27 protein-coding genes and 1 pseudogene are annotated in these 25449 nt (G+C 38.9%); all 28 read right to left on the bottom strand.

Annotated features, from left to right (window positions below):
* Positions 1–21: 21 nt before the first annotated feature.
* Complete coding sequence (locus B9J78_01110; protein MBA2123537.1) at positions 22–1347, bottom strand: alpha-glucosidase/alpha-galactosidase; 1326 nt, start codon at positions 1345–1347, stop codon at positions 22–24.
* Positions 1348–1365: 18 nt separating this feature from the next.
* Positions 1366–1605: a 50S ribosomal protein L27 gene (locus B9J78_01105; protein MBA2123536.1), complete on the bottom strand. Its 240-nt coding sequence runs from the start codon at positions 1603–1605 to the stop codon at positions 1366–1368.
* Between the two features lie 123 nt (positions 1606–1728).
* Positions 1729–2040, bottom strand: a complete 312-nt coding sequence (locus tag B9J78_01100) for a 50S ribosomal protein L21 (protein MBA2123535.1) — start codon at positions 2038–2040, stop codon at positions 1729–1731.
* 128 nt (positions 2041–2168) lie between these two features.
* Positions 2169–3653 (bottom strand): hypothetical protein, encoded by a 1485-nt coding sequence (locus B9J78_01095; protein ID MBA2123534.1) that lies wholly within the window; start codon positions 3651–3653, stop codon positions 2169–2171.
* Positions 3646–4089: a hypothetical protein gene (locus B9J78_01090; protein ID MBA2123533.1), complete on the bottom strand. Its 444-nt coding sequence runs from the start codon at positions 4087–4089 to the stop codon at positions 3646–3648. Before B9J78_01090 ends, B9J78_01095 begins: the two co-directional genes overlap by 8 nt.
* A 237-nt stretch (positions 4090–4326) precedes the next feature.
* Positions 4327–4803, bottom strand: coding sequence for an acetolactate synthase small subunit (locus tag B9J78_01085; protein MBA2123532.1), 477 nt, complete (start codon positions 4801–4803; stop codon positions 4327–4329).
* Between the two features lie 130 nt (positions 4804–4933).
* On the bottom strand, positions 4934–6598 hold the full coding sequence (locus B9J78_01080) for an acetolactate synthase, large subunit, biosynthetic type (protein MBA2123531.1): 1665 nt from the start codon (positions 6596–6598) through the stop codon (positions 4934–4936).
* A gap of 180 nt (positions 6599–6778) precedes the next feature.
* Positions 6779–8137 (bottom strand): protein translocase subunit SecD, encoded by a 1359-nt coding sequence (locus B9J78_01075; protein MBA2123530.1) that lies wholly within the window; start codon positions 8135–8137, stop codon positions 6779–6781.
* Between the two features lie 135 nt (positions 8138–8272).
* A complete protein-coding gene (locus tag B9J78_01070; GenBank protein MBA2123529.1) occupies positions 8273–8578 on the bottom strand; it encodes a preprotein translocase subunit YajC in 306 nt (101 codons plus the stop codon).
* A gap of 88 nt (positions 8579–8666) precedes the next feature.
* Positions 8667–10526: a molecular chaperone DnaK gene (locus B9J78_01065; GenBank protein MBA2123528.1), complete on the bottom strand. Its 1860-nt coding sequence runs from the start codon at positions 10524–10526 to the stop codon at positions 8667–8669.
* Between the two features lie 52 nt (positions 10527–10578).
* Positions 10579–11277, bottom strand: a complete 699-nt coding sequence (locus B9J78_01060) for a hypothetical protein (protein ID MBA2123527.1) — start codon at positions 11275–11277, stop codon at positions 10579–10581.
* Positions 11278–11364: 87 nt separating this feature from the next.
* Positions 11365–12588, bottom strand: a complete 1224-nt coding sequence (locus B9J78_01055; GenBank protein MBA2123526.1) for a hypothetical protein — start codon at positions 12586–12588, stop codon at positions 11365–11367.
* Complete coding sequence (locus B9J78_01050; protein ID MBA2123525.1) at positions 12519–13403, bottom strand: hypothetical protein; 885 nt, start codon at positions 13401–13403, stop codon at positions 12519–12521. The genes B9J78_01055 and B9J78_01050 overlap by 70 nt, the downstream gene beginning before the upstream one ends.
* Before the next feature lie 154 nt (positions 13404–13557).
* Positions 13558–14151 (bottom strand): hypothetical protein, encoded by a 594-nt coding sequence (locus B9J78_01045; protein ID MBA2123524.1) that lies wholly within the window; start codon positions 14149–14151, stop codon positions 13558–13560.
* 105 nt (positions 14152–14256) lie between these two features.
* Positions 14257–15087 (bottom strand): hypothetical protein, encoded by an 831-nt coding sequence (locus B9J78_01040; protein MBA2123523.1) that lies wholly within the window; start codon positions 15085–15087, stop codon positions 14257–14259.
* Positions 15087–15968, bottom strand: a complete 882-nt coding sequence (locus tag B9J78_01035; protein MBA2123522.1) for a modification methylase — start codon at positions 15966–15968, stop codon at positions 15087–15089. Before B9J78_01035 ends, B9J78_01040 begins: the two co-directional genes overlap by 1 nt.
* A gap of 26 nt (positions 15969–15994) precedes the next feature.
* Positions 15995–16357 (bottom strand): hypothetical protein, encoded by a 363-nt coding sequence (locus B9J78_01030; protein ID MBA2123521.1) that lies wholly within the window; start codon positions 16355–16357, stop codon positions 15995–15997.
* Between the two features lie 32 nt (positions 16358–16389).
* Positions 16390–16621: pseudogene (locus B9J78_01025) on the bottom strand (site-specific DNA-methyltransferase).
* A 282-nt stretch (positions 16622–16903) separates the two neighbouring features.
* Positions 16904–17491, bottom strand: coding sequence for a non-canonical purine NTP pyrophosphatase (locus tag B9J78_01020; protein ID MBA2123520.1), 588 nt, complete (start codon positions 17489–17491; stop codon positions 16904–16906).
* The gene (locus B9J78_01015) at positions 17460–18005 is read right to left on the bottom strand and encodes a fumarate hydratase (GenBank protein ID MBA2123519.1); all 546 of its coding nucleotides are present in this window, start codon (positions 18003–18005) and stop codon (positions 17460–17462) included. Before B9J78_01015 ends, B9J78_01020 begins: the two co-directional genes overlap by 32 nt.
* 32 nt (positions 18006–18037) lie before the next feature.
* The gene (locus B9J78_01010; protein MBA2123518.1) at positions 18038–18877 is read right to left on the bottom strand and encodes a hypothetical protein; all 840 of its coding nucleotides are present in this window, start codon (positions 18875–18877) and stop codon (positions 18038–18040) included.
* Positions 18877–19779, bottom strand: a complete 903-nt coding sequence (locus tag B9J78_01005) for a zinc metalloprotease HtpX (GenBank protein ID MBA2123517.1) — start codon at positions 19777–19779, stop codon at positions 18877–18879. Before B9J78_01005 ends, B9J78_01010 begins: the two co-directional genes overlap by 1 nt.
* Positions 19780–19903: 124 nt before the next feature.
* The gene (locus B9J78_01000) at positions 19904–20239 is read right to left on the bottom strand and encodes a hypothetical protein (protein ID MBA2123516.1); all 336 of its coding nucleotides are present in this window, start codon (positions 20237–20239) and stop codon (positions 19904–19906) included.
* The gene (locus tag B9J78_00995) at positions 20205–22067 is read right to left on the bottom strand and encodes a hypothetical protein (GenBank protein MBA2123515.1); all 1863 of its coding nucleotides are present in this window, start codon (positions 22065–22067) and stop codon (positions 20205–20207) included. Before B9J78_00995 ends, B9J78_01000 begins: the two co-directional genes overlap by 35 nt.
* 10 nt (positions 22068–22077) lie before the next feature.
* On the bottom strand, positions 22078–22638 hold the full coding sequence (locus B9J78_00990) for a lipid carrier--UDP-N-acetylgalactosaminyltransferase (GenBank protein MBA2123514.1): 561 nt from the start codon (positions 22636–22638) through the stop codon (positions 22078–22080).
* Positions 22638–23588, bottom strand: a complete 951-nt coding sequence (locus tag B9J78_00985; GenBank protein MBA2123513.1) for a hypothetical protein — start codon at positions 23586–23588, stop codon at positions 22638–22640. The genes B9J78_00990 and B9J78_00985 overlap by 1 nt, the downstream gene beginning before the upstream one ends.
* A 193-nt stretch (positions 23589–23781) precedes the next feature.
* The gene (locus tag B9J78_00980) at positions 23782–24126 is read right to left on the bottom strand and encodes a hypothetical protein (protein ID MBA2123512.1); all 345 of its coding nucleotides are present in this window, start codon (positions 24124–24126) and stop codon (positions 23782–23784) included.
* 49 nt (positions 24127–24175) lie between these two features.
* Positions 24176–25348: a hypothetical protein gene (locus B9J78_00975; protein MBA2123511.1), complete on the bottom strand. Its 1173-nt coding sequence runs from the start codon at positions 25346–25348 to the stop codon at positions 24176–24178.
* Positions 25349–25449: the final 101 nt, after the last annotated feature.

Here is a 25449-nt window from a genome sequence, read left to right as displayed (position 1 = left end):
ATTACTTATCAGAGGTTTTTCTTAAATTTTTATGCTTTTGAACTGGGGTATGTACGGCCTGTTGATAGCCAACATCTCCGCCACCATTTTCTTAATCTCCGCTAACGACAATACCGCTGCGGTAAGCGGGTCATAGGCGATAGCCTGAAAGGCTAACCGGCTATTACCGGTCAGGGCTGCCTCCACCGCCATTTCCTCCACCGCAATACTGACGTTATTGAGCGCCGCACACTGAGGCGGAAGCGCACCCACATGAACGGAATTGAATCCCCGCCTGTTGGCAACCACCGGCACCTCAACGCAGGCACCGTACGGAAGGTTGGTAACGATTCCGTTGTTCGGCACGTTACCGTTAAATTCGTACATCTCCCCGCCTAAGTAGGCGTTAATAATGCTGGCGGCATACTCCTTGCCCCTTTCTAAAGGAATCGGTTCTTTCTTTGCTAACCACTCCTTTGTCTCTTTCTTCCAGGTATCTTCCCTTCCTAAGTATTCTTGCAGAATGTAGGCGTAGACACCGGGATTCCAGTTAGTTCCGTGCGTACAGTACTTCTCAATCAAATCCGGCCTCTTCCGGAACCACCAGTTATATTCCGAGTTGTGACCGCTGGATTCGGTAACGTAATAGTCTAAATGGAGAAACATCTCGTTACGGACAAGCTCGGCATTATAAATCTCCTTTTTCCGTATCGCCTTCCGAATCAAAGGTCTGGCATCCTTTCCGTCCTTCTTGTATTCTATAAACCAGGACTGGTGGTTGATACCGGCACACAGGTAGGTAATCCGGTCCATAGAAGCACCGATCCAGTCCGCCAGCATCTCCGCGGTTCCCTGGACACTGTGGCACAGACCGGTAACCTTAATACTGGAAGTTCTTTGCATCGCCCGGCAAAGCATCGCCATGGGATTGGTATAATTAAGCAGAATCGCATCCGGACAATATTTCTCCATATCCCGGCAGATACCAACCATCACCGGAATGGTCCTCAGCGCTCTAAAGATACCCGAAACTCCCCGGGTATCGCCGATATTGATATCCACACCGTACTTTTTGGGGATTTCTATGTCGTGCCGGAAAACACGAACACCTCCGGATAGGATGGTACACAACACCGCATTTGCTCCCTTAACTGCCTCTTTGCGGTCCAGGGTTGCCTTAACTTTTGCCGGATATTTGCCTAAATCCACAATGCGCTGGACCGCATCCTTAGCAAATTCCAGACGCTCCTTGTCAACGTCCATTAAGTGCAATGTGGCATCGGCCATCAGGGGAAAGGTCAGAATATCTCGCACCAACCCCCGGGTGAACCCTAAACTGCCAGCGCCAATAAAGGCTATCTTTGCCACGCTTTCTCCTATAACTTTTTATGATACAATCGCAACAACATGGTTTTTTGGGAAAAAAACTTTGCCATCGCATTTTGCAAAAAGAGTAAAATCTCTTCCTATCCCTACATTCTGTCCTGCATCAAAGTGTGTGCCTCTCTGACGGATAAGTATGGTGCCGGCCTTAACTGTTTCTCCCCCATAACACTTTATACCAAGATATTTTGGGTTTGAATCCCTGCCATTTCTACAACTACCCTGACTTTTTGTATGTGCCATATATCCTCCAAAAACATAGTAGGCAGGAATTAGTAGATAGTAGGTAGGAAAAATATCCCTCCTTTTATAAAGAGGAGGGATATTTTTCCTACCTACTACCTACTACCTACTATCTACTGACCATTACACTACTATTTTTTCCACCTTCAACAGAGTATATCTCTGTCTGTGTCCCTTTGTCCTCTTAGATTCTTTTCGTCTTCTATACTGAAATGCAATAACCTTTGGTCCTTTTACTTCTTTAAGGACAGAACATTCAACAGAAGAACCTTCTACAAATGGTCTTCCAATCTTTATCTTTTCACCATCCTTTATCATAAGAACATTTTTAACGGTAAACTTGCCGTTCTGTTCAGGTGTAATAAGTTCTGTCTTTATCTGTGAACCCTGTTCCACACAATACTGCTTATCCCCAACTTCTACAACTGCATACATTTTTTACCCTCCTCTTAAGACATAGTCAGGCAGGAAAAACAAATTAAATATCCTCCGACTTGTCAGGGGATATTTAATTTTTTAATATTTGATATTTATATTGTTCTTAACCTATTAATCTTTCTTACCTATATCTGTTTTATCCGATACTCCTCTGTCCCCATCCCGACAATCGGACGAATATAAATCTTAACACCATTTTCATTTTCCATAGCATTAACAGAATTCCTTTCTTCATTTAGAAGATAAGAAGATACATCTGGATGAACTTTTACCTCTAAGGATTTTTTACCATGCCTGTGTAAAGATTGTTTTATATCTCTTAAAATCTCTATAGAGATTGTAAGATATGTTTTTACAAGTCCCCTGCCTTTACAGGAAGGGCACTGCTGGTATGATGCACTTTCAAGGCTCTTTCTTGTTCTCTGACGCGTCATCTCAACCACACATAGTTCCGACATAGGAAGGACCTTTGTTCTTGCCCTGTCTGTTTTTAGCGCATCCTGCAATTCATTAAACACAGCCTTTCTGTGTTCGGGAATGTCCATATCTACAAAGTCTATTACTATTATACCGCCTATGTCTCTTAGCCTTATCTGCCTTGCAATCTCTTTTGCTGCTTCAAGATTTGTTGCATATGCGGTTTCTTCCAGGCTCTTTTTCCCAACAAATTTACCCGTATTTACATCAATGGCAACAAGCCCTTCGGTGGGTTCAATAATAATTGTCCCGCCTGATTTTAGGTGGACAGACCTTTGATATATCCTGTCTATCCGATCTTCTACTGAAAATTTTTCAAAAAGATGTATTTTTTCTTGGTAAAGTCTAATCTTTGACCTCAAATTAGGAATTATTTTTCCAAAATTTTTTAGGATAATCTTATGCTTATCTTTTGAGTCTATATATATCTCAGAGAATTCATTTGAAAATATATCCCGCAATACCCTGGATATAACATCCTGTTCTTCTAATAAAAGAGAAGGAACAGGGGATTTAACAGCCTTTGTCCTTGCATCAGCCCACAAACTTAAAAGATATTTTATATCACTTATTATATCGTTTTTTGAACATCCACTGGCAGCTGTTCTTACAATTACGCCTGCACCTTCTGGAACTCTTATGGTCTTTAATATCTCTCTTATTCTTTCTCTTTCTTTTGGTTCTGATATTCTTCTTGATATACCGCACTGTTTTGTATTCGGCATAAAGACCACAAATCGCCCGGGGATAGCAATCTGGGAGGTAAGCCTTGCCCCTTTTGTGCCTAATGGCTCTTTTACAATCTGAACTGTTATCTCCTGTCCTTTGTGGACAACCTTTTCTATCTTTTGATAAGGCTTCTTTGCTTGAGTTTCTATTTCTAGCTCATCTGTAATCTCATTTGGTGGTTCTGTAATATCCGAAATGTAGAGAAACCCATTTTTCTCCAATCCTATATCAACAAAAGCAGCCTGTATCCCACTTACAACAGCAACAACCCTACCCTTATAAATATTTCCAACAAGCCTTTCTGTATCTGTTCTTTCTACATAATAGTCCCCAAGAACAGAGTCTTCAATAATGGCAATTCTTATTTCTTTTTTTTCAACATTTATTAGCATTTTTTTATTCATATGCTTTATAGACCTCTTTTATAAGTATGCCTTGCGGAAGATTATTTTGTAAAAGAATCTTTATTTTTTCTGCTTCTAATTCGTGCTCTAAATATAAAACAAATTCCTCTTTTTCGCTTTCAGTCCCAAGTTTCAGTGCTCTTTGAAATTGCATCTTCGGATGAGGATGAAATCCTTTCGTCAATTTAAGCGGAATATGTGCCCTCCTTGACGCTCGCTGAAAAAGACGCAACAAATCCAAATGAGACACAAACTTCATAAGGTCTTTTTTCGCATAAACTACTCTGTATGGATAAGACATATTAAAATTGTTTCTCCCAGTGTAATTGCCCTGCCCCTGACAATGGGTCATATTTCCCTTCAAGACCAAATCTATGTAAGGTTTTTTCAATTGTCTCGTACTGGCCTGTTGCGATCTCAAACCCAGCTTCCGCATCAAGGGGTATGTACTGCCATCGTGAAAGTTCTTTTATTGTCTCCGGTGTAAGGATAAATGTTTCTGGATACTCTTCTTTACTATATACATCCTCATTTAAGTAAGACTGAAAACTTTCGGATACCCTTTCAATAGAGGATGCCAAATAATGAGCATTACTTCCTTTTTTAATTAGTGTCTGTTTTGAAGCAGCACAACCTAATAAAAAAATAAGTATTAATGGACAGAATTTTAGGTTCATATTAGTTTTGCGATGGCGATTTTGCCGGTTCTTGTAATATCAAAACCGCCGTCTTCTTTTATTAATTTTAAAAACTCAGAAATATCTTTTGAGTCTGCGCATAGCCCGAGTATCTGATATTCTTTTGTAGAAGATAGAGTTTCTGCTTTGTATTTTTTTACTGTATTCTGGAATTTATGGTCTGCTTTCTTGGACAAAGGCACCTTACAAAGAACAAGTTCTCTGTCTATGATGTCTTCTTTTGTAAGGTCTTTAAGTTTTATAACATCTATAGTCTTTCTTAACTGCTTTTTGACCTGCTCTATAATTTTATCATCACCTGCAACAACTATTGTCATCTTTGAAACTGTAGGGTCCTCTGTCTCTCCAACTGCAAGGCTTTGTATATTAAATCCCCTTGCACTGAAAAGCCCGGAAATCCTTGCAAGCACCCCAGCTCTGTTTTCTACAAGCACTGATAATATACAATGCATATACCTCCCAAAATAGTAGGCAGGAATTAGTAGATAGTAGGTAGGAAAAATATCCCTCCTTTTATAAAGGAGGGTTGGGTGGATTATATTTTCCCCTATCTCCTACCTACTACCTACTACCTACTATTTTTTATGCTAATTCTATCATCTCTGTTATTGCTGTTCCAGATGGAACCATAGGAAAGACATTTTCAGTCTCATCTATTACAAAATCCATAACAACTGTATTATCTATTTTCAATGCCTTTTCAATTGCAGAAGGTACATCTTCTTTTTTTGTTATTCTCATTCCAACAGCACCATATGCCTCTGCAACCTTAGCAAAATCAGGATTTTTGTTGAATATAGATGCGTAATAGTGCTTATTATAAAATAACTCCTGCCACTGTCGTACCATACCTAAACAACCGTTATTCAGTATGGCAACCTTTACGGGTATGTTGTATGAAAGACAGGTTGCAAGTTCCTGAATATTCATCTGAAAACTTCCATCCCCGGCAATATCAAAAACTGTCTTGTCTGGGCATCCCACTTTTGCACCTATGGCTGCTGGAAATCCATATCCCATTGTCCCAAGACCTCCGCTTGATATCAATGTTCTTGGTTTTTTAAATTTATAAAACTGGGCCACCCACATCTGGTTCTGTCCGACTTCTGTGCATATTATTGCATTCTGTCCTGCAATTTTGCATATCTGTTCTATAACATATTCAGGTTTAATCTTCAGTCCCTCTTTATAACGAAGAGGATGCTGTATTTTCCACTTTTTAATTTCTTCTAACCACCGGGATGTGTCCTTTGTTTTATCAGTCTGCAGAATAAGTTCTTTTAATATACCCTTTGCATCTCCTACGATAGGGATATCAACCCTTATGCTTTTACCTACGGATGAAGGGTCAATATCAATGTGTATAATCTTTGCCCCGGGAGCAAATGTTTCAACCTTCCCCGTAACTCTGTCATCAAATCTCGCACCAACTCCTATGATAAGATCTGCTGACATTATAGCATGGTTTGCCCATCCTACTCCGTGCATACCAATCATTCCAAGTGAAAGAGGATGGTCCTGGGGAAAGCACCCCAGCCCAAGAAGTGTTGTTGTAACAGGAGCCTTGATTTTATTTGCAAACTCTACCAGATCTTCCGATGCATCTGAAGATATCACACCCCCTCCTGCATATATAATCGGTCTGCAACTGTCAGATATAATCTTTGCAGCTTTTTTTATCTGCCCCGGATGCCCTTCATAGTTGGGTTTGTATCCTCTTATACTTACATTTTCAGGATACTGAAATTCTGTTTTAGCTGTTGCAACATCTTTGGGAAAATCAACAAGAACAGGTCCCTGCCTTCCGGTAGATGCAATATAAAACGCTTCTTTTATGACCCTGGCAAGTTCTGTTACATCTTTAACAAGATAATTATGCTTGGTTATTGGTCTTGTGATACCTGTTATATCTGCCTCCTGAAATGCATCGTTTCCTATAAGGTTTGATGTTACCTGCCCTGTAAAAACAACCACTGGAACAGAATCCATATATGCGGTTGCGATACCTGTCACTGTATTGGTAGCCCCGGGTCCCGATGTAACAAGAACAACGCCTGTTTTGCCTGTTGCTCTTGCATAGCCATCTGCCATATGTGTTGCACCCTGTTCATGCCTTGTAAGAATAAACCTTAAATCGGAATTATACAGTGCATCCATAACCGGAAGCAACACCCCCCCTGGTATGCCAAATATTGCTTCTGTATTTTCTTTTTTAAGCATCTGAACAAAAATTTCAGCACCAGTCATTATTTTTTTATCAGTCACAATTACCCTTTAATTTGCCTTGCGTGCCTGTGTCTGCCTCGCACAGGCAAGTTTGAAATAAATATTTACTAAATACCGTTTATATTTCAGGCAACACAGTTGACTGAGTATTTACTTGCCGAGTAAGAACCAATTTTTCCCCTGCCACCAATCTCGCCTTAACTAAATACTCAGTACTTTATATTCTTTCCTCATCTCAAACATTGTTTTTGTAACAACAACTGCTGTATACAGGTTTATAAGAACACCAAGTCCCAGTGTTATTGCAAACCCCTGAATCTGCCCACCTCCAAACATATAAATAATAGCTGCTCCTACGAGTGTTGTAATATTTGAATCACATATGGTAAGAAATGCCTTGTTATATCCTGTTTTTATAGCCTGCTTTATACTTAAACCCCTTGTCAGCTCTTCTCTTATCCTTTCAAATATAAGAACATTTGCATCAACAGATATGCCAATTGTAAGTATGATACCCGCTATACCGGGAAGTGTTAGCGTTGCACCTAACATAGCAAGAGAAGCAAGAAGTATAATAATATTGACCACAAGCCCTATATCAGCAATAAGACCTGATAATTTGTAGTACATCCCCATAAAAATAATAACTGCAAGTCCACCCACAATACAGGCGAGGATTCCTTTTTTTATAGAATCTATTCCCAGTGTAGGACCTACAATTGTTGTTTGTATTACATCTACTGGAACAGGCAGTGCGCCTGCTCTTAAAATTATTGCTGTATCGCTTGCATCTTGAATATTCCCTCCACGATGTGTTATGATTGCCCTACCATCCGGTATGGCTGTCTGTATAACAGGTGCAGACTGGACAACCCCATCAAGTATAATGGCAAGTTGTCTGCCTATGTTCCGCTCGGTAACCCTTGCAAATTTTCTTGCTCCAACTCTTGTGAACTCTATACTTACATGCGGCTCTCCAAACTGACCGCCAAAATCAACCCTCGCAGTAGGTTTTAAATCGCCCCCTGTCAAAAGAGCGGTTGATTGGACAACTATTTTTTCTTCTTCCGTACCTGGTAGAACCTCTAAACCTGACGGAATATCTCCGGACAATGCTCTTGAAACAAGTTCAGGAGTATCTTCAACAATCTTAAATTCAAGCATTGCGGTTTTACCTATAAGCTCAAGGGCTCTTTTTGTATCCTTTACCCCTGGCAGTTGAACCCTTATCCACTGTTCACCCTCTCTTACAACAAGTGTTTCGGAAAGCCCTAGCTGGTCAACCCTTTTTACAATTATGTCTTTTGACTGTTCAACTGCCTGCCTCTTTGGCATACCTTCGGGACGTTTTTTTACATCAACCTCTAAAAGAACATCCATCCCACCCTGAAGATCAAGACCAAGGTTTATTATTCCCTTTTGAAGATTAATAACTTCCTCTTCGTCAAGTTCTTCTCTTTCATCCTCAGACATTCCGTACCATCTTACAGTGGGATGCAAAAGCCAGGCACAAAACCCGAGTATTGCAACTGTAATCAAAACCTTTGATTTAACATCCATTTTACCCCCACAAACATAGTAGGCAGGAATTAGTAGGTAGGAGTTAGGAGATCGGGGAAAATATAATCCACCCAACCCTCCTTTATAAAAGGAGGGATATTTTTCCTACCTACTACCTACTATCTACTACACCATTCATCCCTTCTTAGTTATCCTTCCAACACAGGTTTTGTCAACCTCAATCTTCCCTTCCTCAACCCTTATAACAACTGTCTTGTCTTTCACATTTATAACTGTCCCGTGTAGCCCACCTGTTGTAATAATCACATCATTTTTAGAAAGAGATGAAATTACTTTTTCATGTTCTTTCTGCTGTCTGCGTTGAGGTCCAATAATAAGAAAATACATAACAGCAAAAAGAATAATAAGTGGAAGAAGTGATAAGAGTATGTTTCCACCCCCCTGTCCCTGCTGACCTACCATTGCAATTAGATTATGCATCTGTAATCCTCCATTCTTGAGGCAACTAAAAGACTATCAACGAGGAAAACCAGTCTCCAGAGCACCAGAGCACCAGTCACCTGTTACCCTATTTCTTCTCGTCTTCTACCTTAAACTCAGCATCTACAACATTCTCGTCTTTCTTTGTTTCACCTGCTTTTTGTGAAGGTTCTTCTTTCTCTTCTTGTTGCCCGCCAGGCGCCTTCTGCTTATACAATTGTTCTGCAATGCTGTGAGAGGCTTGAACAAGTTCATCCATATCCTTTTTTATTTTCTCTATATCTCTGCCTTTCAGTGTGCTTTTAAGTTGATTGATCTTCTGTTCTACTTTTTCCTTTTCAGGTGCAGATACCTTGTCCCCGTATTCTTTTAATGACTTCTCAGTTGTATGAAGAAGCCCGTCTGCCTGATTTCTGACATCAACCTCTTCTTTTCTTTTTTCATCTTCTTTTACAAAGCGCTCAGCATCTTTTACCATTTTTTCTATTTCCTCTTTACTTAACTTCTTTGGGGCGGTTATCCTGATTGACTGTTCCTTACCCGTTCCCATATCTTTTGCATTAACATGCACAATACCATTTGCATCTATGTCAAATGTGACCTCTATCTGGGGAACCCCTCTTGGAGCGGGAGGAATCCCTATAAGGTCAAACCTTCCAAGTTCAACATTATCGTCTGCCATTGACCTTTCTCCCTGAAGAACCCTTATTGTAACAGCAGTCTGGTTATCTGCTGCTGTTGAAAATATCTGACTTTTTTTTGTGGGTATGGTTGTGTTTCTTTCAATAAGTTTTGTAGAAACACCGCCTAATGTTTCTATGCCTAATGAAAGAGGAGTTACATCAAGAAGAAGTACATCTTTTATTTCTCCTTTTAGTACTGCTCCCTGAATTGCGGCACCAATAGCCACACACTCCATCGGATCAACCCCACGTTCTATTTTTTTACCAACTATGTCTTCTACAAATTTTTGAACAGCAGGCATCCGTGTAGGTCCTCCTACAAGAATAATTCTGTCTATATCCTCAGAGGCAAGTTTTGCATCACCAAGTGCCTGTTCAATAGGATGCCTGCATTTTTCTATAATCGGGGTTACAAGATCTTCAATCTTTCTTCTTGTGATTGACATCGTAAGATGTTTTGGACCTGTGGCATCAGCAGTTATAAACGGAAGATTTATATCCGTTGTCATTGTGCTTGAAAGTTCTATCTTTGCCTTTTCAGATGCTTCTCTTAATCTCTGTATAGCCATCTTATCGTTTCTGACATCTATGCCTGACTCTTTTTTAAACTCCCCCGCAATATAATCAATCAAGCGGTTATCCATATCGGTGCCTCCCAACTGTGTGTCTCCGCTTGTGGATTTTACCTCAAATACACCTTCTGCCATCTCCATAATCGTTACATCAAGCGTTCCTCCACCAAAATCAAATACAAGTACTTTCTGTTCTTTTTTTTCTTTTTCAAACCCGTAAGCAAGACAAGCAGCAGTCGGCTCATTGATAACACGAAGAACCTTAAAACCCGCTATCTCTCCTGCATCTTTTGTTGCAGTTCTCTGGTTATCATCAAAGTATGCAGGGCAGGTAATAACAGCCTCTGTGATGGGCTCCCCGATATAGGCTTCTGCATCCTGTTTTACTTTTTGAAGTATAAATGCCGAAATCTGCTGTGGAGTGTATTCCTTACCGTGTATCTTATATTTATGGTCAGTTCCCATCTTTCTTTTTGCAGTCATTACGGTTCCTTCCGGGTTTATTATTGCCTGACGACGGGCTGGTTCACCCACAAGCCTGTGCCCATCTTTCGTAAAGGCAACATATGAGGGGAATGCCTTACCTCCTAAACTTGTTCCTTCCGCACTCGGAATAATTGTAGGACGCCCCGCTTCCATTGCCGCTGCTGCAGAATTGGATGTACCAAGGTCTATACCTATCACTTTTGCCATATGAACCTCCTCTCTGTATATCATTGTTTTTACACATATTATATGTTTTTATCTAATTTTGCTCAAGTATTTTTGTAACTTTTTGCAGGTCTTCCCATGTATCTTGTTTTGCAGAAAGATTACGAAGAAGATAGGCAGGATGATACGTTGGAATAACAGGTATATTTTTATACACCCCCTGTTTTCCCCTGAAAGTGGTTATACCATCTATTGTTCCAAGTATTGTCTGTGCTGCATACCTCCCTAATGTACATATAACCTTTGGAGAGATCAACTCTATCTGCTTTTCAAGATATTTTCTGCATACCGAAATCTCTATCTGCTGCGGGGGTCTGTTGTCAGGTGGTCTACATTTAAGAACATTACATATATACACATCTGTCCTTTTTAAGTTCATAGCCTCTATCATTCTTGTAAGAAGTTGCCCTGCCCTTCCCACAAATGGCTTTGCCTGTAAGTCTTCGTCCCTGCCCGGGGCTTCACCGATAAACACAATCTTTGCACTTTTATTTCCTTCTCCAAAAACAACATTTGTTCTTGTTTTTGAAAGTTCGCATAAACGGCAACCCACACATTCTTTATAAAGTTCTTCCCATCTATCTTCCAGGCAATCATCGGAGGCGGTGAAAATATATGAGGGGATTGATATATTTTCCCTTCTAACTGCAAGCATCCCAACGCCTGCCATTATGTGTGAATCAAGATATGTTTTTACAGAATTTATTAAATCTTTTTTTGCTGATTTATCCATATTTATTTTAGGGTCTGCTGAAAAACTCATCAGACCCTATCGGTGTAATCTTTCAAAAATCTGTGTAATCAGGGCTTTCAGTAAGCCCTATTTTAACACAAGCCTACAAATATCTATTGCAGAATGGGGCTTCCTTATCTTCTGTATTCCTTTCTTTAATTCAAGTATGTGGTCTTTGTCTTTCATTAAAAACCGGACACTCTCTATCGCCTGCTGGACATTATAAGCCCTTATTCCTGCATTGTTTGATACAAGAACTTCAGTATTTTTTATCTCCTGCCCAGGAATAGGCCTTATTATAATAATCGGCAATTGTTTTGCAAGTGCCTCTGCAACGGTTGAGCCACCTGCTTTTGAAATTATTATATCGCTTACAGACATAATCTCATGCATATTATTTACAAACTCAAATATACAAATCTTTTTTTTATTCATCGCATATGGGGAGGGTTCTGATATTTCTAAACTTGATCTAGCAAATGCAGTCAAATCCTTAAAAAGTTTTGGACTTTTTCCACAAACAACAAGGATCTGTAGTTCCTCAGAAATTATAGTTAAAGATTGGACAATCTTTTTTACAGGTCCTATACCCAATCCACCAGCAGTAACAAGTATTGTAAACACAGAGTCTTTGATTCCTAATTTTTCGCATAATTTTTGCCTATCTAAATCATTAGAAAATTCAGGATGAACAGGTATACCAAAAACTTTTATCTTTTTCTCTTCTACACCCCACCTTAAAAGGTCCTTTTTACCCTCTTCGCCTCCGACAACATAATCATCCACTCCATCAAGTATCCAGAATGAATGAACCCTTAAATCTGTAACACAGGTGACGAGTCTTCTCTCATACAACCCCTTTTTTTTCATTGAACAGACAATCTCTTCGGGAAGAAAGTGTGTGCAGATTATAACATCAGGGGATTGCTCTTTTATAAATTTAACCAACCCCTTGCAGGTTAGTTCGTTATATACCCTTCTTAAAACCTTAAAAAAAGGGGCCGAAAATTTTACATCTGTTACAGAATAAAAAAAAGCCCACAACAACAGAGCATGTTTTAGAAGAAAATCATAACCTTTTACATATAATTTTCCTGCAAGTTTATTTACAAATTCAAGTGAGTTTTTTATTATGACCCGCTCATCAGGGTGTCCTGATCTTTTAAAACCTTCTGCAATTGACTCAGCAGCCCTTCTATGACCTGCTCCACAGGGCGTATAAAATATTATTATTTTTGGATTCATTTTTTGACCGAAATTTCTAATTCTTTCTTTAATGCTTTTATAAATGATGGGGTTGTTCCGCAACATCCGCCTATGATGCTTGCTCCCGCATCTATGAGCATTTTAAGATGTGATGCAAAATCCGCAGGGGTTTGCTCAAACACCGTTTTTCCGTTTTTTATTTTAGGAATCCCTGCATTTGGTTCTGCAATAATTGGAACAGATACAGATGTAGAAATCTGTTTTACAAGACCTATCATTTCTTCAATTACGAGTCCGCAGTTTGTTCCAACCGCACAAGAGCCCTCATCTTTTAATCTTACTGCTGCGCCTTGAGGGGTTTGTCCCATAAGAGTTCTAAATTCACCTTTTTTTGTTTTCTGAAATGTAATAGATGAAAATATCGGAAGTCCAAACTGTTTTAATCCTTTAACCGCACATACAGCCTCTTCAACATCTATCATAGTTTCAATTATAAATCCGTCCACACCTGCAAGGGTAAGAACCTCTCCCTGCTTTTTAAATACATCTATGGCATCTTCTGTTTTCAATTCTCCATATGGCTCAAGTAGTTCACCTGTAGGTCCAATATCACCAAAAACATAATCGGCTTCGGCAGAACGGGCAATTCTTACAGCAGCAGAGTTTATATCTTTAAACAATACTTCAATTCCAGCCTTTTTTAATTTTATTAGATTACCTCCGAATGTATTGGTAAGAATAACATCTGAACCTGCGCCCACATATTCTTTGTGTATCAGGGAAATTATTTCAGGGTGTTTTATATTCCATAATTCAGGCGCTTCTCCCGATTGCAATCCCTGTTCCTGAAGTCGCGTTCCCATTGCACCGTCTAAAAGCAAAACTCTTTTTTGATTTAAGGTTTCAAGTATATTTCCCATAATTGAATCAAAATCCTGCCTGTAGGCAGGTCTGTTGTTTTTGTAAAGACTTTGTATTTCTTCTAACCATAATTGCCCTGTTAAATAGATAGGTGGTTCAATATTTGGATTTATAATACTACCCTGAAATGTGAAAAGAGACAGGAACAGGTTTTTATGTCGTTCCCGTGCCCGCCTTTGGCTGATTGCTCGGCTCAGCCGAGTGCAGGCGGCAAGTTCTTTGGTTAATATAATAAAGCGAGTCTTGCACCTTCAAATATGATATACCTAACCAATTTAGACTGCTAATCAATTTGTCATATTTTTGCACATCGCACAAAGATGGTCTATATGCGTTTTTATGAACAATATCATTTCTTGTTTTATTAATATCGGTATTCTCAATTACGCAAAAACTTTCAGTTCTTTTATCCTCTTTAAGTTTTTCCAGTGTTGGCAATTTTGTTTTTTGAGAAAGGACTTTGAGCAAGAGATTAAGTTGGGCGATTTCAACTGCTTGTGTGTCCAAGCCAACGCCGTAGATATTGTCTTTCAGAATATCAAACTTGGCAAAAAGTGAGGTCTGTGGATTTTGTTTTGTTAGAGTTTCCAAAATCCTATCGTATGCGGCAGTAAGGAAAGAACCTGAACCGCAAGCAGGGTCAAGCACTTTTATTTTTTGTATCTCTTTTGGCCTGGCTTTCCTTAACACCTCACCCAGGGTTTCCTTGACGATAAACTCAACAATATATTTTGGCGTATAATAAATTCCCTGTGATTTTCTTTTTGATTTTTGTTTGTCTCCGCTTTTTCGCCCATTGTGCCGACATTCTCAATCTGAGATAAGTTCCAATGTAACTGGTCTGATTGATAGTTATAATGATGTTTGTAATACCAGAAAATAGCCGTTGAAATGATGCTTGATTTTAAAGATTATGAATTGTTTTAATTCCGTTTTGTTAAAAATTGATTCTGCTTTTTTAATTATTTCTTTTTCTTCATTTTCGTTGTGACAAGGTAAAACAAAATTTAGCGTGTTATCTTTTATCTCAGGATATTTCTTTGGATTTAAAATATTGCCTTCTGCTTTTACCTCTGTCATTACACGGAACCTTAATTTAACAGAGGCTTTTTTAACGTCCCTTACCTTACTGAAACTCTGTTGTTCAGACAGAATTGTCAGGAGTTTTTTCTTTACATCTTCATCAAAACTTTCTCCTCTATCCCTAAGTCTTTCTTCCAAAACCTGTAAAAACGATTGACTGATTAAATCTTCAATGCAAATAGTCTCAAAAAAACTTCCATAAACAAGGCAGACTTTTACATTCCTATTCTTTTTGCCTCTGACGAGATAAAAAACATCCCTGATCGGTAAAGAGTAAATATCTTCGCCATTATTTTCCATCTGTTGTTTGATATTGCTGGTTTCGCTAGTTATTATTTTTGTTATCTCCTTTTTTCCCGAAGGAATGGTTGAATTGAAAGAGGACACTGTATAACTATTGCTATCTTTCGATTCAATTAATTCACCGCCAGTAAAGACTTCCCTATTCGTATTTAGTCTTATAGCCATATCTGGAAAAGTCCCCTTATTTCTGCATGAAAGCAAGTTTTCATTAAACGGGAAGTCTTCAAGTTTATATTCTGTCAAAAAGTGTCTTTTGCTTTCTATAAGCGATTTAAAAAAGTGATATATGGAATACATCATCTCTCCGAACCAAACATTGAAAGCTGTTTAACTCTATACTTTTTAGAGCTATCACCAACTCCATATCCCCAAATTTTTTCAATATCATCAGTATAAACATAATCATTATAATATCTTTGAATATTATCAGACTCTCTGCTATTCGTCAGCCTTTTTTCTATACAATTTATATTTTCTTTATCTTTTTCTATGCCTACAGAATTCCTTCTTAATTGTTCCGCGACTACCAATGTTGTTCCTGTTCCTGCAAAAGGGTCTAAAACTGTATCGTTTGGATTTGACGAGGATAAAACTATTCTTAAAAGCAATTGGATAGGCGATTGTTGTTTATGGAAACGGTTGCCATCTGGTTTACGAATAGCCTCATCTCCAGCAAAATAGCCTGCTGTAAGCTCTCTGATATCGTCCCATACATCAGTAACATACATACCGTCTTCTCGTTTACACTTGTAGTTAGACGGCAAGGGTGGATTGATCCTTAATCTATTAAAAACATTCGCCTTTTTCCCCTTGATTGCATAAGCTATTATCTGGTAATGTTTTCCAAATTTGTTACTGCACGGTACTGCTGAAGTTTTCTTCTTCCAGATTATTAAATTTTGTAAATTCCATCCTGATTCTCTGAGACAGCTTAAAATATGTTCAGTATTTTTTTCCCTTTGCATAAAATAGATTGCTCCGCCTTGTGAAGTTAATTTGTAAATATTGCTGCATACCTCCCGCATCCACTGCCAGTAAACATCGTCAGGCATATTATCATCATGTTCAGCATACTCTTTACCCTGATTAAAAGGCGGATCAAGGAATGTCAAATCAATAGTTGTTGTTAATCTCTCTAATTCTTTTATGCAATCACCCATGATTATTTTATATGCCATTGATTATTCCTCATCTTCGTATTCTTTTATTTCTCCACTTTCTGCAACAATGTTCTCCCATTCTCCTTCTTTTCTGTCATCATCCAATTTGTTTTCAAGATAGTCACAAATCTTGAACTGATAAGAAAGTTTTCCGCTATTTTTGTAAATTTTTTAGCTTTTTCTTCTAAGATAGTCCATGTTGAGTCAAGGTATTCCGGATCAGAATCGTAATTCTCATCTTTTTGTTCAGTATGAAGTTCAGATAATACCGCATTGAGATTATTGATACAGGAAGTTCTTTTGGTTATTTTGCATATTGCTCTAATATAAAACTCAAAATATTTTTCGTCAATTTTATCGCAACCGACTTGAAAATCGTATCTCTTGCCAACTATATTTTCAGTCATTTTTTATCTCCTGCATCGCTCATCGAGCCTATCAACACATTAACCATATCCCACAAAGTCATAAACCATTTATTATCCTGAAAATTCTTTTATGTTAATTTTTGAAGCCCCTCTGGTTTCTTTTGGAATAGATTTATAATCAAATTTTCTTTTTTGGAAAATAATTATGCTTTCCAAAAGATTATCGGGATAGAAATACATCGGATATGGATTTTGCAGCATGACCCCGCTTCGTCTGCTAATTCTTAAATAACCTTCGGGTTTATTCATATGATTATTTCAATAAATTGTCTGATATAATAATTTTTGCTTTTGTGAGTTATATTAAGTTACTGAAAAACCCGGTAATAACTTGATTACAGAGATTTCACAAAAGATTACGGAGATTATTCCGGCAAAACAAAATCGCTGTAATCTGAATTTAATCGCCGTAATCAATAGTTTCCATGGTTTTTCAGTGGAAACTATATTAGGTGCCGAGGTCTCTATTATTCATCTGTCCCTGCCTGCCCCCTATAAATCTAAATACTTAAAAAATTGTGCCTGTTATTTTTTAGAAATAAGTCTATAAGCCTTCCTTAATGCAATTGCTCTGTGGCTTATTTTATTTTTCAAAGACGGAGAAATCTGTGCCATAGTTTTGTTATACCTTGGAAGAAAAAACAAAGGGTCATACCCAAACCCACACCTGCCTGACAACCTGCGGGCAATAATACCCTTGCATTCTCCTCTTACAACCTTATAATGTCCGTCCGGAAAAGCAATTGCTATGGCACATACATAACGGGCTTTTCTTTTTTCTCCTTCCATTGCTTTTAACGAAAAAAGAAGTTTCTCATTATTCATTCTATCATCTGCACCTTCACCTGCAAACCGTGCAGAATATATGCCGGGTGCACCGTTCAGCCCTTCAACCTCAAGTCCTGAGTCATCTGCGATGGTAAAATGGTTTGTGAATTTACAAACTTCCGTTGCTTTTTTCAGGGCATTTTCTTCAAAAGTAGTTCCATCTTCTACAGTCTGAGGAATGTTAGGAAAATCGTTAAGGGTTAAAATTCTTACCTCCAAATTTTTAAGAAGCGATTTTAACTCCTGAAGTTTTTTAAGATTTCTTGTTGCTAAAACAATTTCCATTAGTTTCAATCCCTATCATAACAGGAAAATCCTCAAAAAAAATCTTATATATTGCCTCTGTCCCAAGGTCAGGATATGCAGCAATATTGCATTTTTTCACAAATCTTGAAAGAAAAGCACCCGCCCCTCCGAATGTAACAAAATATATTGCCCTGTATTTTTTTATTGCAAGCCTCACCTGTTCAGACCTTTCTCCTTTTCCTATCATCCCTACAAGCCCGTTTTCAAGAAGCACAGGAGTGTATTTATCCATTCTGGATGAGGTTGTAGGTCCGCACGAACCTATAATATGACCACTGAACGAAGCCGTAGGTCCTGTATAGTATATTATCTGTTCTTTTAAGGGTATTGGAATCTTTTTACCCCTTTCTATTGTCTTTGCAAGTCTTTTGTGAGCGGCATCTCTCACAGTATAAACATAGCCTGTAAGCCTGACCCATTGTCCTGCTTTAAGTGATTTTGCCACAGAATATTTTAATGGAAGAATTATTCTTTTACCACTTAATATATCCATCCACTGATACCTCTTTTCACCTCAAGGGTTTGTTATATAGTTTTCTGGCATCCACGCAGCGCATGGCAACCTATCTGCAGCGCCACAGGAAGTCCTGCAATATGTGTTGGAGCAATCTTTACTCTGACACCAAGGCAGGTTGTCCTTCCACCCAATCCCAAAGGTCCTATACCTGTTTTATTAATCTGTGAAAATATCTGTTTTTCTAATCCTGATATATTTTTCAATTCTGAAAATCTATCCATCCTTTCGGTAAGTGCCTGTTTTGCAAGAACACAGGCAACATCCTGTGTTCCGCCAATCCCTACACCTAAAAACACTGGAGGGCAGGGTCTTCCGCCTGCATCCTCTACACACCGGACAATCCACTGGATAATTTCATCTCTGTCTGCTGTAGGATAAAACATCTTAACAGAACCTGCATTCTCACTTCCGAATCCTTTTATCAAAATCTTTATATCAATTTTATCGCCCTTTGCAACATCCCAGTGAATAAATACACCCGATGCATTACTTTTCTGTCTTGTTATAGGCTCTGCAACAGAGTCTCTGAAAAAACAACTCTTATAAATGCTTTGGACAGACTCTTGAATCTTATCCTGAACATATCCACCTTTGATTCTCACATCCTGTCCTAAACTGATAAAAACAATGACAAGTCCCGTATCCTGACACATTGCAAGATTATTGGCTTTTGCATAATGAGCATTTTCAAGAAGTATCTTTAAAATCTGTTTGGCTTGCGAATTTTTTTCTTTTTTTATTGCTTTGTTAAATGAGAAAACCGCATCTTCTCTTAGAACAAGATTTGCTTTCTTTGACAGGCCAGAGACAACATCTGCAATATGCTGGGAGTCTATGTATTTAGACATTACATTTCTCTAAGTCTTTTGATTCTTTCTTTAACAGGAGGGTGTGTGCTAAAAAGATGGAAAATTCTCTTTTCTGCTCCAAACGGATTTGCAAAATACATATGGGCAGTGCCTTCGCTTGCGGTTTCAACAGAATGAGAGTCAGCAGATATTTTTAACAATGCACCTGCAAGCCCCTCGGGGTATCTTGTAAGTTCTGCACCGGATGCATCTGCAAGAAATTCCCTCTGTCTTGAAAGTGCAAGGTGAATTAGTTGAGCAATAAAAGGGGTAAGTATCGCAAGAACTATTCCCACTATTATAAGTATCGCACCCAAACCACCGTCTCTTCCTCCTCCTCCGCCCCGCCTGCGACCCCCTCCCCAGATGAGATTCTGCAAGAAAAACCTTGAAAGTATAGCTACGGTTCCTACAAGGATTGAGGCAAGGGTGCTTATCCTTATATCAAAATTCTTTATATGAGACATCTCATGTGCAACAACACCTTCTAATTCTTTTCTGTTGAGTCTCTCAAGAAGTCCTGTTGTAACTGCAATGGATGAGTGTTGCGGGTCCCTTCCCGTTGCAAATGCATTAGGAGCCTGTGTTTTAATAAAATATATACCCGGTGTAGGAACGCCTGCTGCAATTGCAAGCCCCTCAACAGTATGGACAAGATAAGGAAAGTCTTCTTTTTTAACAGGTTTAGCCCCTGACACTGCAAGAACAATTTTATCGCTATAATAATAGCTGAATATACCGGTTATAAATGCAATAAAAAATGCAATAATAAGCCCACCCCACCCCATTCCTGAAAGTCTGCCAAGCAACCATCCTAATCCAATGACAATAATAAGAAATATAATAATCAAAAACCAGGAACGGATTTTATTATCTATTATCTGTTCATATAAATTACCCATATTTCCCCCTCGGCACCAGTGCACCAGAACACCTGCCATCTGTTGCCTCGTTGCCTGTCATCTATTCTTTAGAAGATTATCTTTGCCGCTTCTTTTGCCGCCTCTTTTACTTGAAAATATTCTCTTATCTTAAAACTGAACATACCTGCAATAACATTTGAAGAGAATGTGCATGGTCAATACTTGTGAGCAAACTCAAAGAAAGTCCTATTGCGAGAAGAAACAACCATTTATCAAAAGATGTCAATTGGGGATATTGCAAGAAACTTAAAATTGCAAGCAAAGATGCTAAACCACCGATATAGATATAATGAAATGGGACACCCGCTATTTTAATATCAAAAACAATATTAAACGGAATCAACGAAACACTAAAAAATAAAAAAATAAATAAATAATAAATTATGGAGTTAAATAATTTGGATTTAATTACCGATTGTATGGTTGGTCTGGGAGACATAATTGGGCACCATCTCTTTAAGTTTTTTTAAGATTTTTTCTTCATCCATTATGATGGCAAGATGCTCCAATTCCCTTATATCTTTTCTGATTTTAGAGGGGTCAAAATTTTCCGGAGCAGTCACATATATTTTTTTGTGTTTTGTAATTTTATCTTTTTCTTTGTCTAAAAGTATCTCTTCATAAAGTTTTTCACCCGGACGAAGTCCGATATATTTTATTGAAATATCTTTGTCAAGTTTAAGCCCCGAAAAAGCAATAAGATTTTTTGCAAGGTCAACTATTTTTATCTGCTCGCCCATATCCAGAATAAAAATTTCTCCGCCGGCGCCGAAAGCGCCTGCCTGTAATACCAATTGAGCCGACTCCGGGATACTCATAAAATATCTTCGGACATCCGGATGGGTTACGGTAACGGGCCCGCCCTCTTCAATCTGTTTTTTGAAAAGAGGAATTACGCTTCCCGACGAGCCGAGAACATTCCCGAAACGAACGGCAATAAATTTTGTTTTGCTGACTTTTGCCTTTGCCTGTAATATCATCTCTGCGATTCTTTTCGTCGCACCCATTATGCTTGTCGGATTTACCGCTTTATCGGTAGAAATTAAAACAAATTTTTCAACTTTATAATGGTTTGAGGCATAAATAAGGTTTCTTGTTCCGATGATATTAACCTTAACCGCCGAGACCGGATTATCCTCCATCAACGGAACATGCTTGTGGGCGGCGGCATGAAAAACAACCTGCGGTTTGTGTTCGGTAAAAACATGCCTTAATATACCTACATCTCTAATATCACCGATGATGGTCTTATATTTTATATCGGGATATTTTAAGTTAAACTCAAGTCCGAGATAATGGATATAATTTTCGTGATTATCAAATAACACGATTTTTTCAGGAAAAAATCGTGTTATCTGGCGGCACAATTCCGAACCGATTGAGCCGCCGGCGCCGGTAACAAGAACCCTTTTGTTTTTAAGATATGAACTGATTTCCGTCTCATCTATGTTTACGGGCTTTCTTCCCAAAAGGTCTTCCGGCTGGACATTGCGGGGCCTTAATTCTAGATGTCCGCTGATGATTTTATCAAGTCCGGGAATGATTTTTATTTTTGCATCCGTCTGCTCGCAATAAGAAAGTATCCCGCGGATAACATCTCCTTTTACTGACGGGAGCGCCAGAATTATTTCATCAATTTCCAAATCAGCGGCAATCCTAGGAATATGTTCTCTGCCGCCGAAAACTTTCACTCCGTAGATATTGTGTCCTTTTTTGGCAGGGTCGTCATCAACGAAACCGGCGACCTCAAAATCAATTTTCGGATTATTTATACACTCTCTTAAAATTGAAACCCCGGCATCACCGGCGCCGACGATAAGAACTTTTTTCTTTTTCTGAATAAAATCAATTTTTGTCCGTTCTCTGATAAGGCGGGTAAAAAATCGGACGCCCGAGACAAAACCAAAACATAATATAAAATCAATTATAACCACCGAACGCGGAAAACCGAGCAACCCGTGATAAAACACAACCGCTCCGAAAAAAGCAACAGATGACAAGGCATTGGCAAGAAAAATTTTCCACAAATCATGGGTACTGACATACCGCCAGAGACCGGAATATAACCCGAAAAAATAAAAGAAAAGAAGTTTGATTAAAATCAAAAGCGGAAGGGTTTTGGGTATAACCGTTTGAAAATATTCTTTGGGAAAATTAAAATCAAACCGCAAATAAAACGCAGCGAAATACGCCAATACAATAATCCCGAGATGTAATATAATGATTAAAATCCGGCGATAACTATTTATAAGATTTTTAATTTTCATTTTACCAATTTTAATGAGATATTCCCTCTTTTTTTATAACCTTATAAAGCGTTATGAATAAAATTTTGATATCCAAAAAAAAACCTCTATTTTTTAAATAATACTCGTCAAGTTTAACTTTGATTGGGATAGGGATATCATCTCTCCCGTTAATCTGTGCCCATCCGGTAATTCCCGGAACTATTATATGGACATTCTTTTTTGTTCTTAAATCTATCAAATCGTGCTGGTTGAATAATGCCGGTCTTGGTCCTACAAATGTCATATCACCCGATACTATGTTAAATAATTGCGGCAATTCATCTAAACTAAATTTACGCAAAAAAGCACCTATCGGCGTAAGATAGCGGTCGGCATCCTTAAAAAGATGCGTCGCAACTGCCGGGGTATCCACCCGCATCGTGCGGAACTTGGACATCTTAAAAATTGTGTTGTTCTTACCCACCCTGTCTGACCAATATAAAACTGGACCGGAAGAGGTCAATTTAATAATTATTGCAAGTACAAGCAACGGCAAGCTTAAGCAAATCAATAGCAAAATTGCAGTAGTTAAATCAAAAATACGCTTCATCATGATTCATAGTATTTGACGGTTTCCTTTATTCCTTCTTCAAGAGTAAAAGGCGGTTTCCACCCAAGCAGATTCCTGATTTTACTGCTATCAACAAGAAGAGACCCTGTTAATTTTTCCATCTCTTCTCCCTTACCTGCAATTTTGCACAGCGACTTTAAAATACCGGGGTGCAAAGAAAATAAAATTACCTTCTTATTCATCGCGGATGCAATCATCTTTATTAAATCCGGCGTAGACACATCCTGCCCATCACTTACCATAAAAGTCTCACCTGCTGCCAGTGGATGAGTGACACAAGTAATAATAGCGTCTATTAAATTGTCTATATACACAAAACTGCGTAAACTTTTTATATTGCCAAAAGGCAGAGGCAAACCGGTTTTGATTACGCGCATTAACCTCGCGAAATTCCCCGGGGCATCCGGCCCATAAACTAAAGGGGGTCGCAAAATTACAACTTCCATTCCAGAATTTTTTGAAACAACATGTAAAACCTGCTCAGCTTCCCACTTTGAAACAGCATAAGCATTATGTGGATTTGGGAGATTTTTCTCACTAAACGGCATTTCCGAACTAAATTCCCCGTTTACACCTATTGAACTAATAAAAATTAAACGACGTACACCATATTTTGCCGCCATACGCGCCAGTCGTTCGGTCCCCAAAACATTGACTTCCCTGAATGCGGCAAGGGGGTCGGCAGCAGTATCATCCATCACATGCACCCGTGCCGCTAAATGAACAACAGCATCTATACCATCCAGTGCTTCAGACCAATCAGTTTCCGGGCTGATATCGCCGACCATCGCCCCTTCAACCCCTGAAGGCAGAGCCGTCATTTGAGTGACGGCCCTGACAGCTCCCCGCACCTGGTATCCGTCAACCAGCATCCTTTTGCAGAGTGCTTGACCGACAAAACCGTTGGCTCCGGTAACCAATATATTCATTCTATGTCCTTTCTCTCTTTTTCTTTATTGTGTATTTTCGTTCATTTTATCAAACAGCCTTTTATATAATCCAACAACACACTCCCTTGAATATTCCTTTTCAACTAACAGACGTGCGCATCTCCCCATAGCCGCAAGTCGCTCAGAATCGGATTCTGCCTCCAGAACCGCACTTACAAAAGCACTGACATTATTAGGTGGCGCTATCCATCCGACCCCCTCTTCCCGGCATCACCAGCCGATAACCATAAATCAGAAATCCAGAAATAATAAATGTTAAAACACCACTGAGGATAATTTCTCCTACATACTTAGGAGAGTGAAAATCTTTCTTGACATCATAGAGGTCAGCGATGTAGAAGAACACAAGAAAGACAATACCGGTTAGCAGGAAGACAAAAAGATGCTCCTGGAGATAAATTACCCCGACATCTCTACCAAATCTGATAAAAGCAGCCAGAAAAGATGCAGTAATAATAATTATTACGTCAACAAGAAATAAAATCAGCTTTTTTTTAGTAATGCTCAGCAAAAACATTTTAATCCTTGAACCTTAATTCACCCTTACGAAAAAGTAGCCTGGTCCCTTATTCTTTCAGGAGTCTACTATAAATCTCTTCAACCTGGGAAGCAGCATTTTCCCAACTGTGGTTATGCATAACAAACTCACGAGCTTTTCTCCCTATGCGGTCAGCCATTTCAGGTGACTTTATAAGTGTCACAACTGTTTCTGCAAAATCCTCCGCCGTATCAGCCACGCAAATCTCTTCTCCTGGTCTTGCTTTGATATCACCTAAACCAAGTGTTGTTGTCACAACAGGCAAATTACATGACATTGCCTCCAGAATTTTGAACTGCATCCCTGACCCTGACTGCATGGGCGCAATGGCAACCTGAGCCTTATTCAATTCATCCACCATCGATTCTACGAACCCGGTGACAAAAATGGAAAGATTGTCCCCTAATTTTTTTATCTTTGAGCTTGGGTTATTTCCCGCTATTACCAGTTTCGCATCAGGTATCTCTTTTTTTATCCTCCGAAAACATTTCTCTACGAACCAAATAACGGCGCTTTCGTTTGGGAAATACCCCATATTTCCTGAAAAGACAATCGCCGGTTCCTTAGATTCTTTGCTCTGTGGTTTGAACAGTTCTGTATCTACGCCATTAGGGATGACCCTTACCTTTTTATTTGGAATAAGCGCCCTGTCTTTTTCAGAAACTACGATCATCTGATCAAAATAATCCCCAATGTTTCGCTCATAGTGAACTATACGGCGCAATTCCTCCTGAAAGAGCCAGCGTTTTGGAATCCTTTCCATTGCTACACGGCGCTCAAGATTTAGCTGCATGGAATCAATCAACTCCAATACCTTAGGGGCAGACACATCAGATAGATATGGCGCAACCCTCAGCATATACGCATGGATCAAATCAAAGCTATTTTCAGCAAGCAACTCATCAATCCGTTTTTTAAATGCGTTAGACCAATAATACAATGCCTGCAAAGGCAAAGACGTAAAAGGACCTTTCAAGGCTACATTCATGACCGACCGCCATTGGGGTAGCCTGACAGTATGGATCGCCTTGCAAAAAGGTTTTAAATTATCGAGTCCCGCAAGCTCATCCTCTTTATCATAAAGGGAAAGAAGAGTAATCTCATGCCTTCGGTTCAAAATGCGGAGACGGTGATATGGTACCGCTTGGTCACCCTTTAGCGGGGGATATGGAAAGCGTGGCGTAATGAACAATATTTTCATCCTTAATTTTCGTTCCTTAAAGATTCGTAGATTTCAAGAGTTTCCTTTGCCATTTTTTTCCAAGAAAATTTTTTCGCTTGCCGAAAACCTCGCTCCCTCAA

It is taken from the genome of bacterium Unc6, from assembly GCA_013626165.1.
Lineage (GTDB): Bacteria > Omnitrophota > Gorgyraeia > Velesiimonadales > Velesiimonadaceae > Velesiimonas > Velesiimonas alkalicola.
This window is presented reverse-complemented; position numbering and strand designations above follow the sequence as displayed.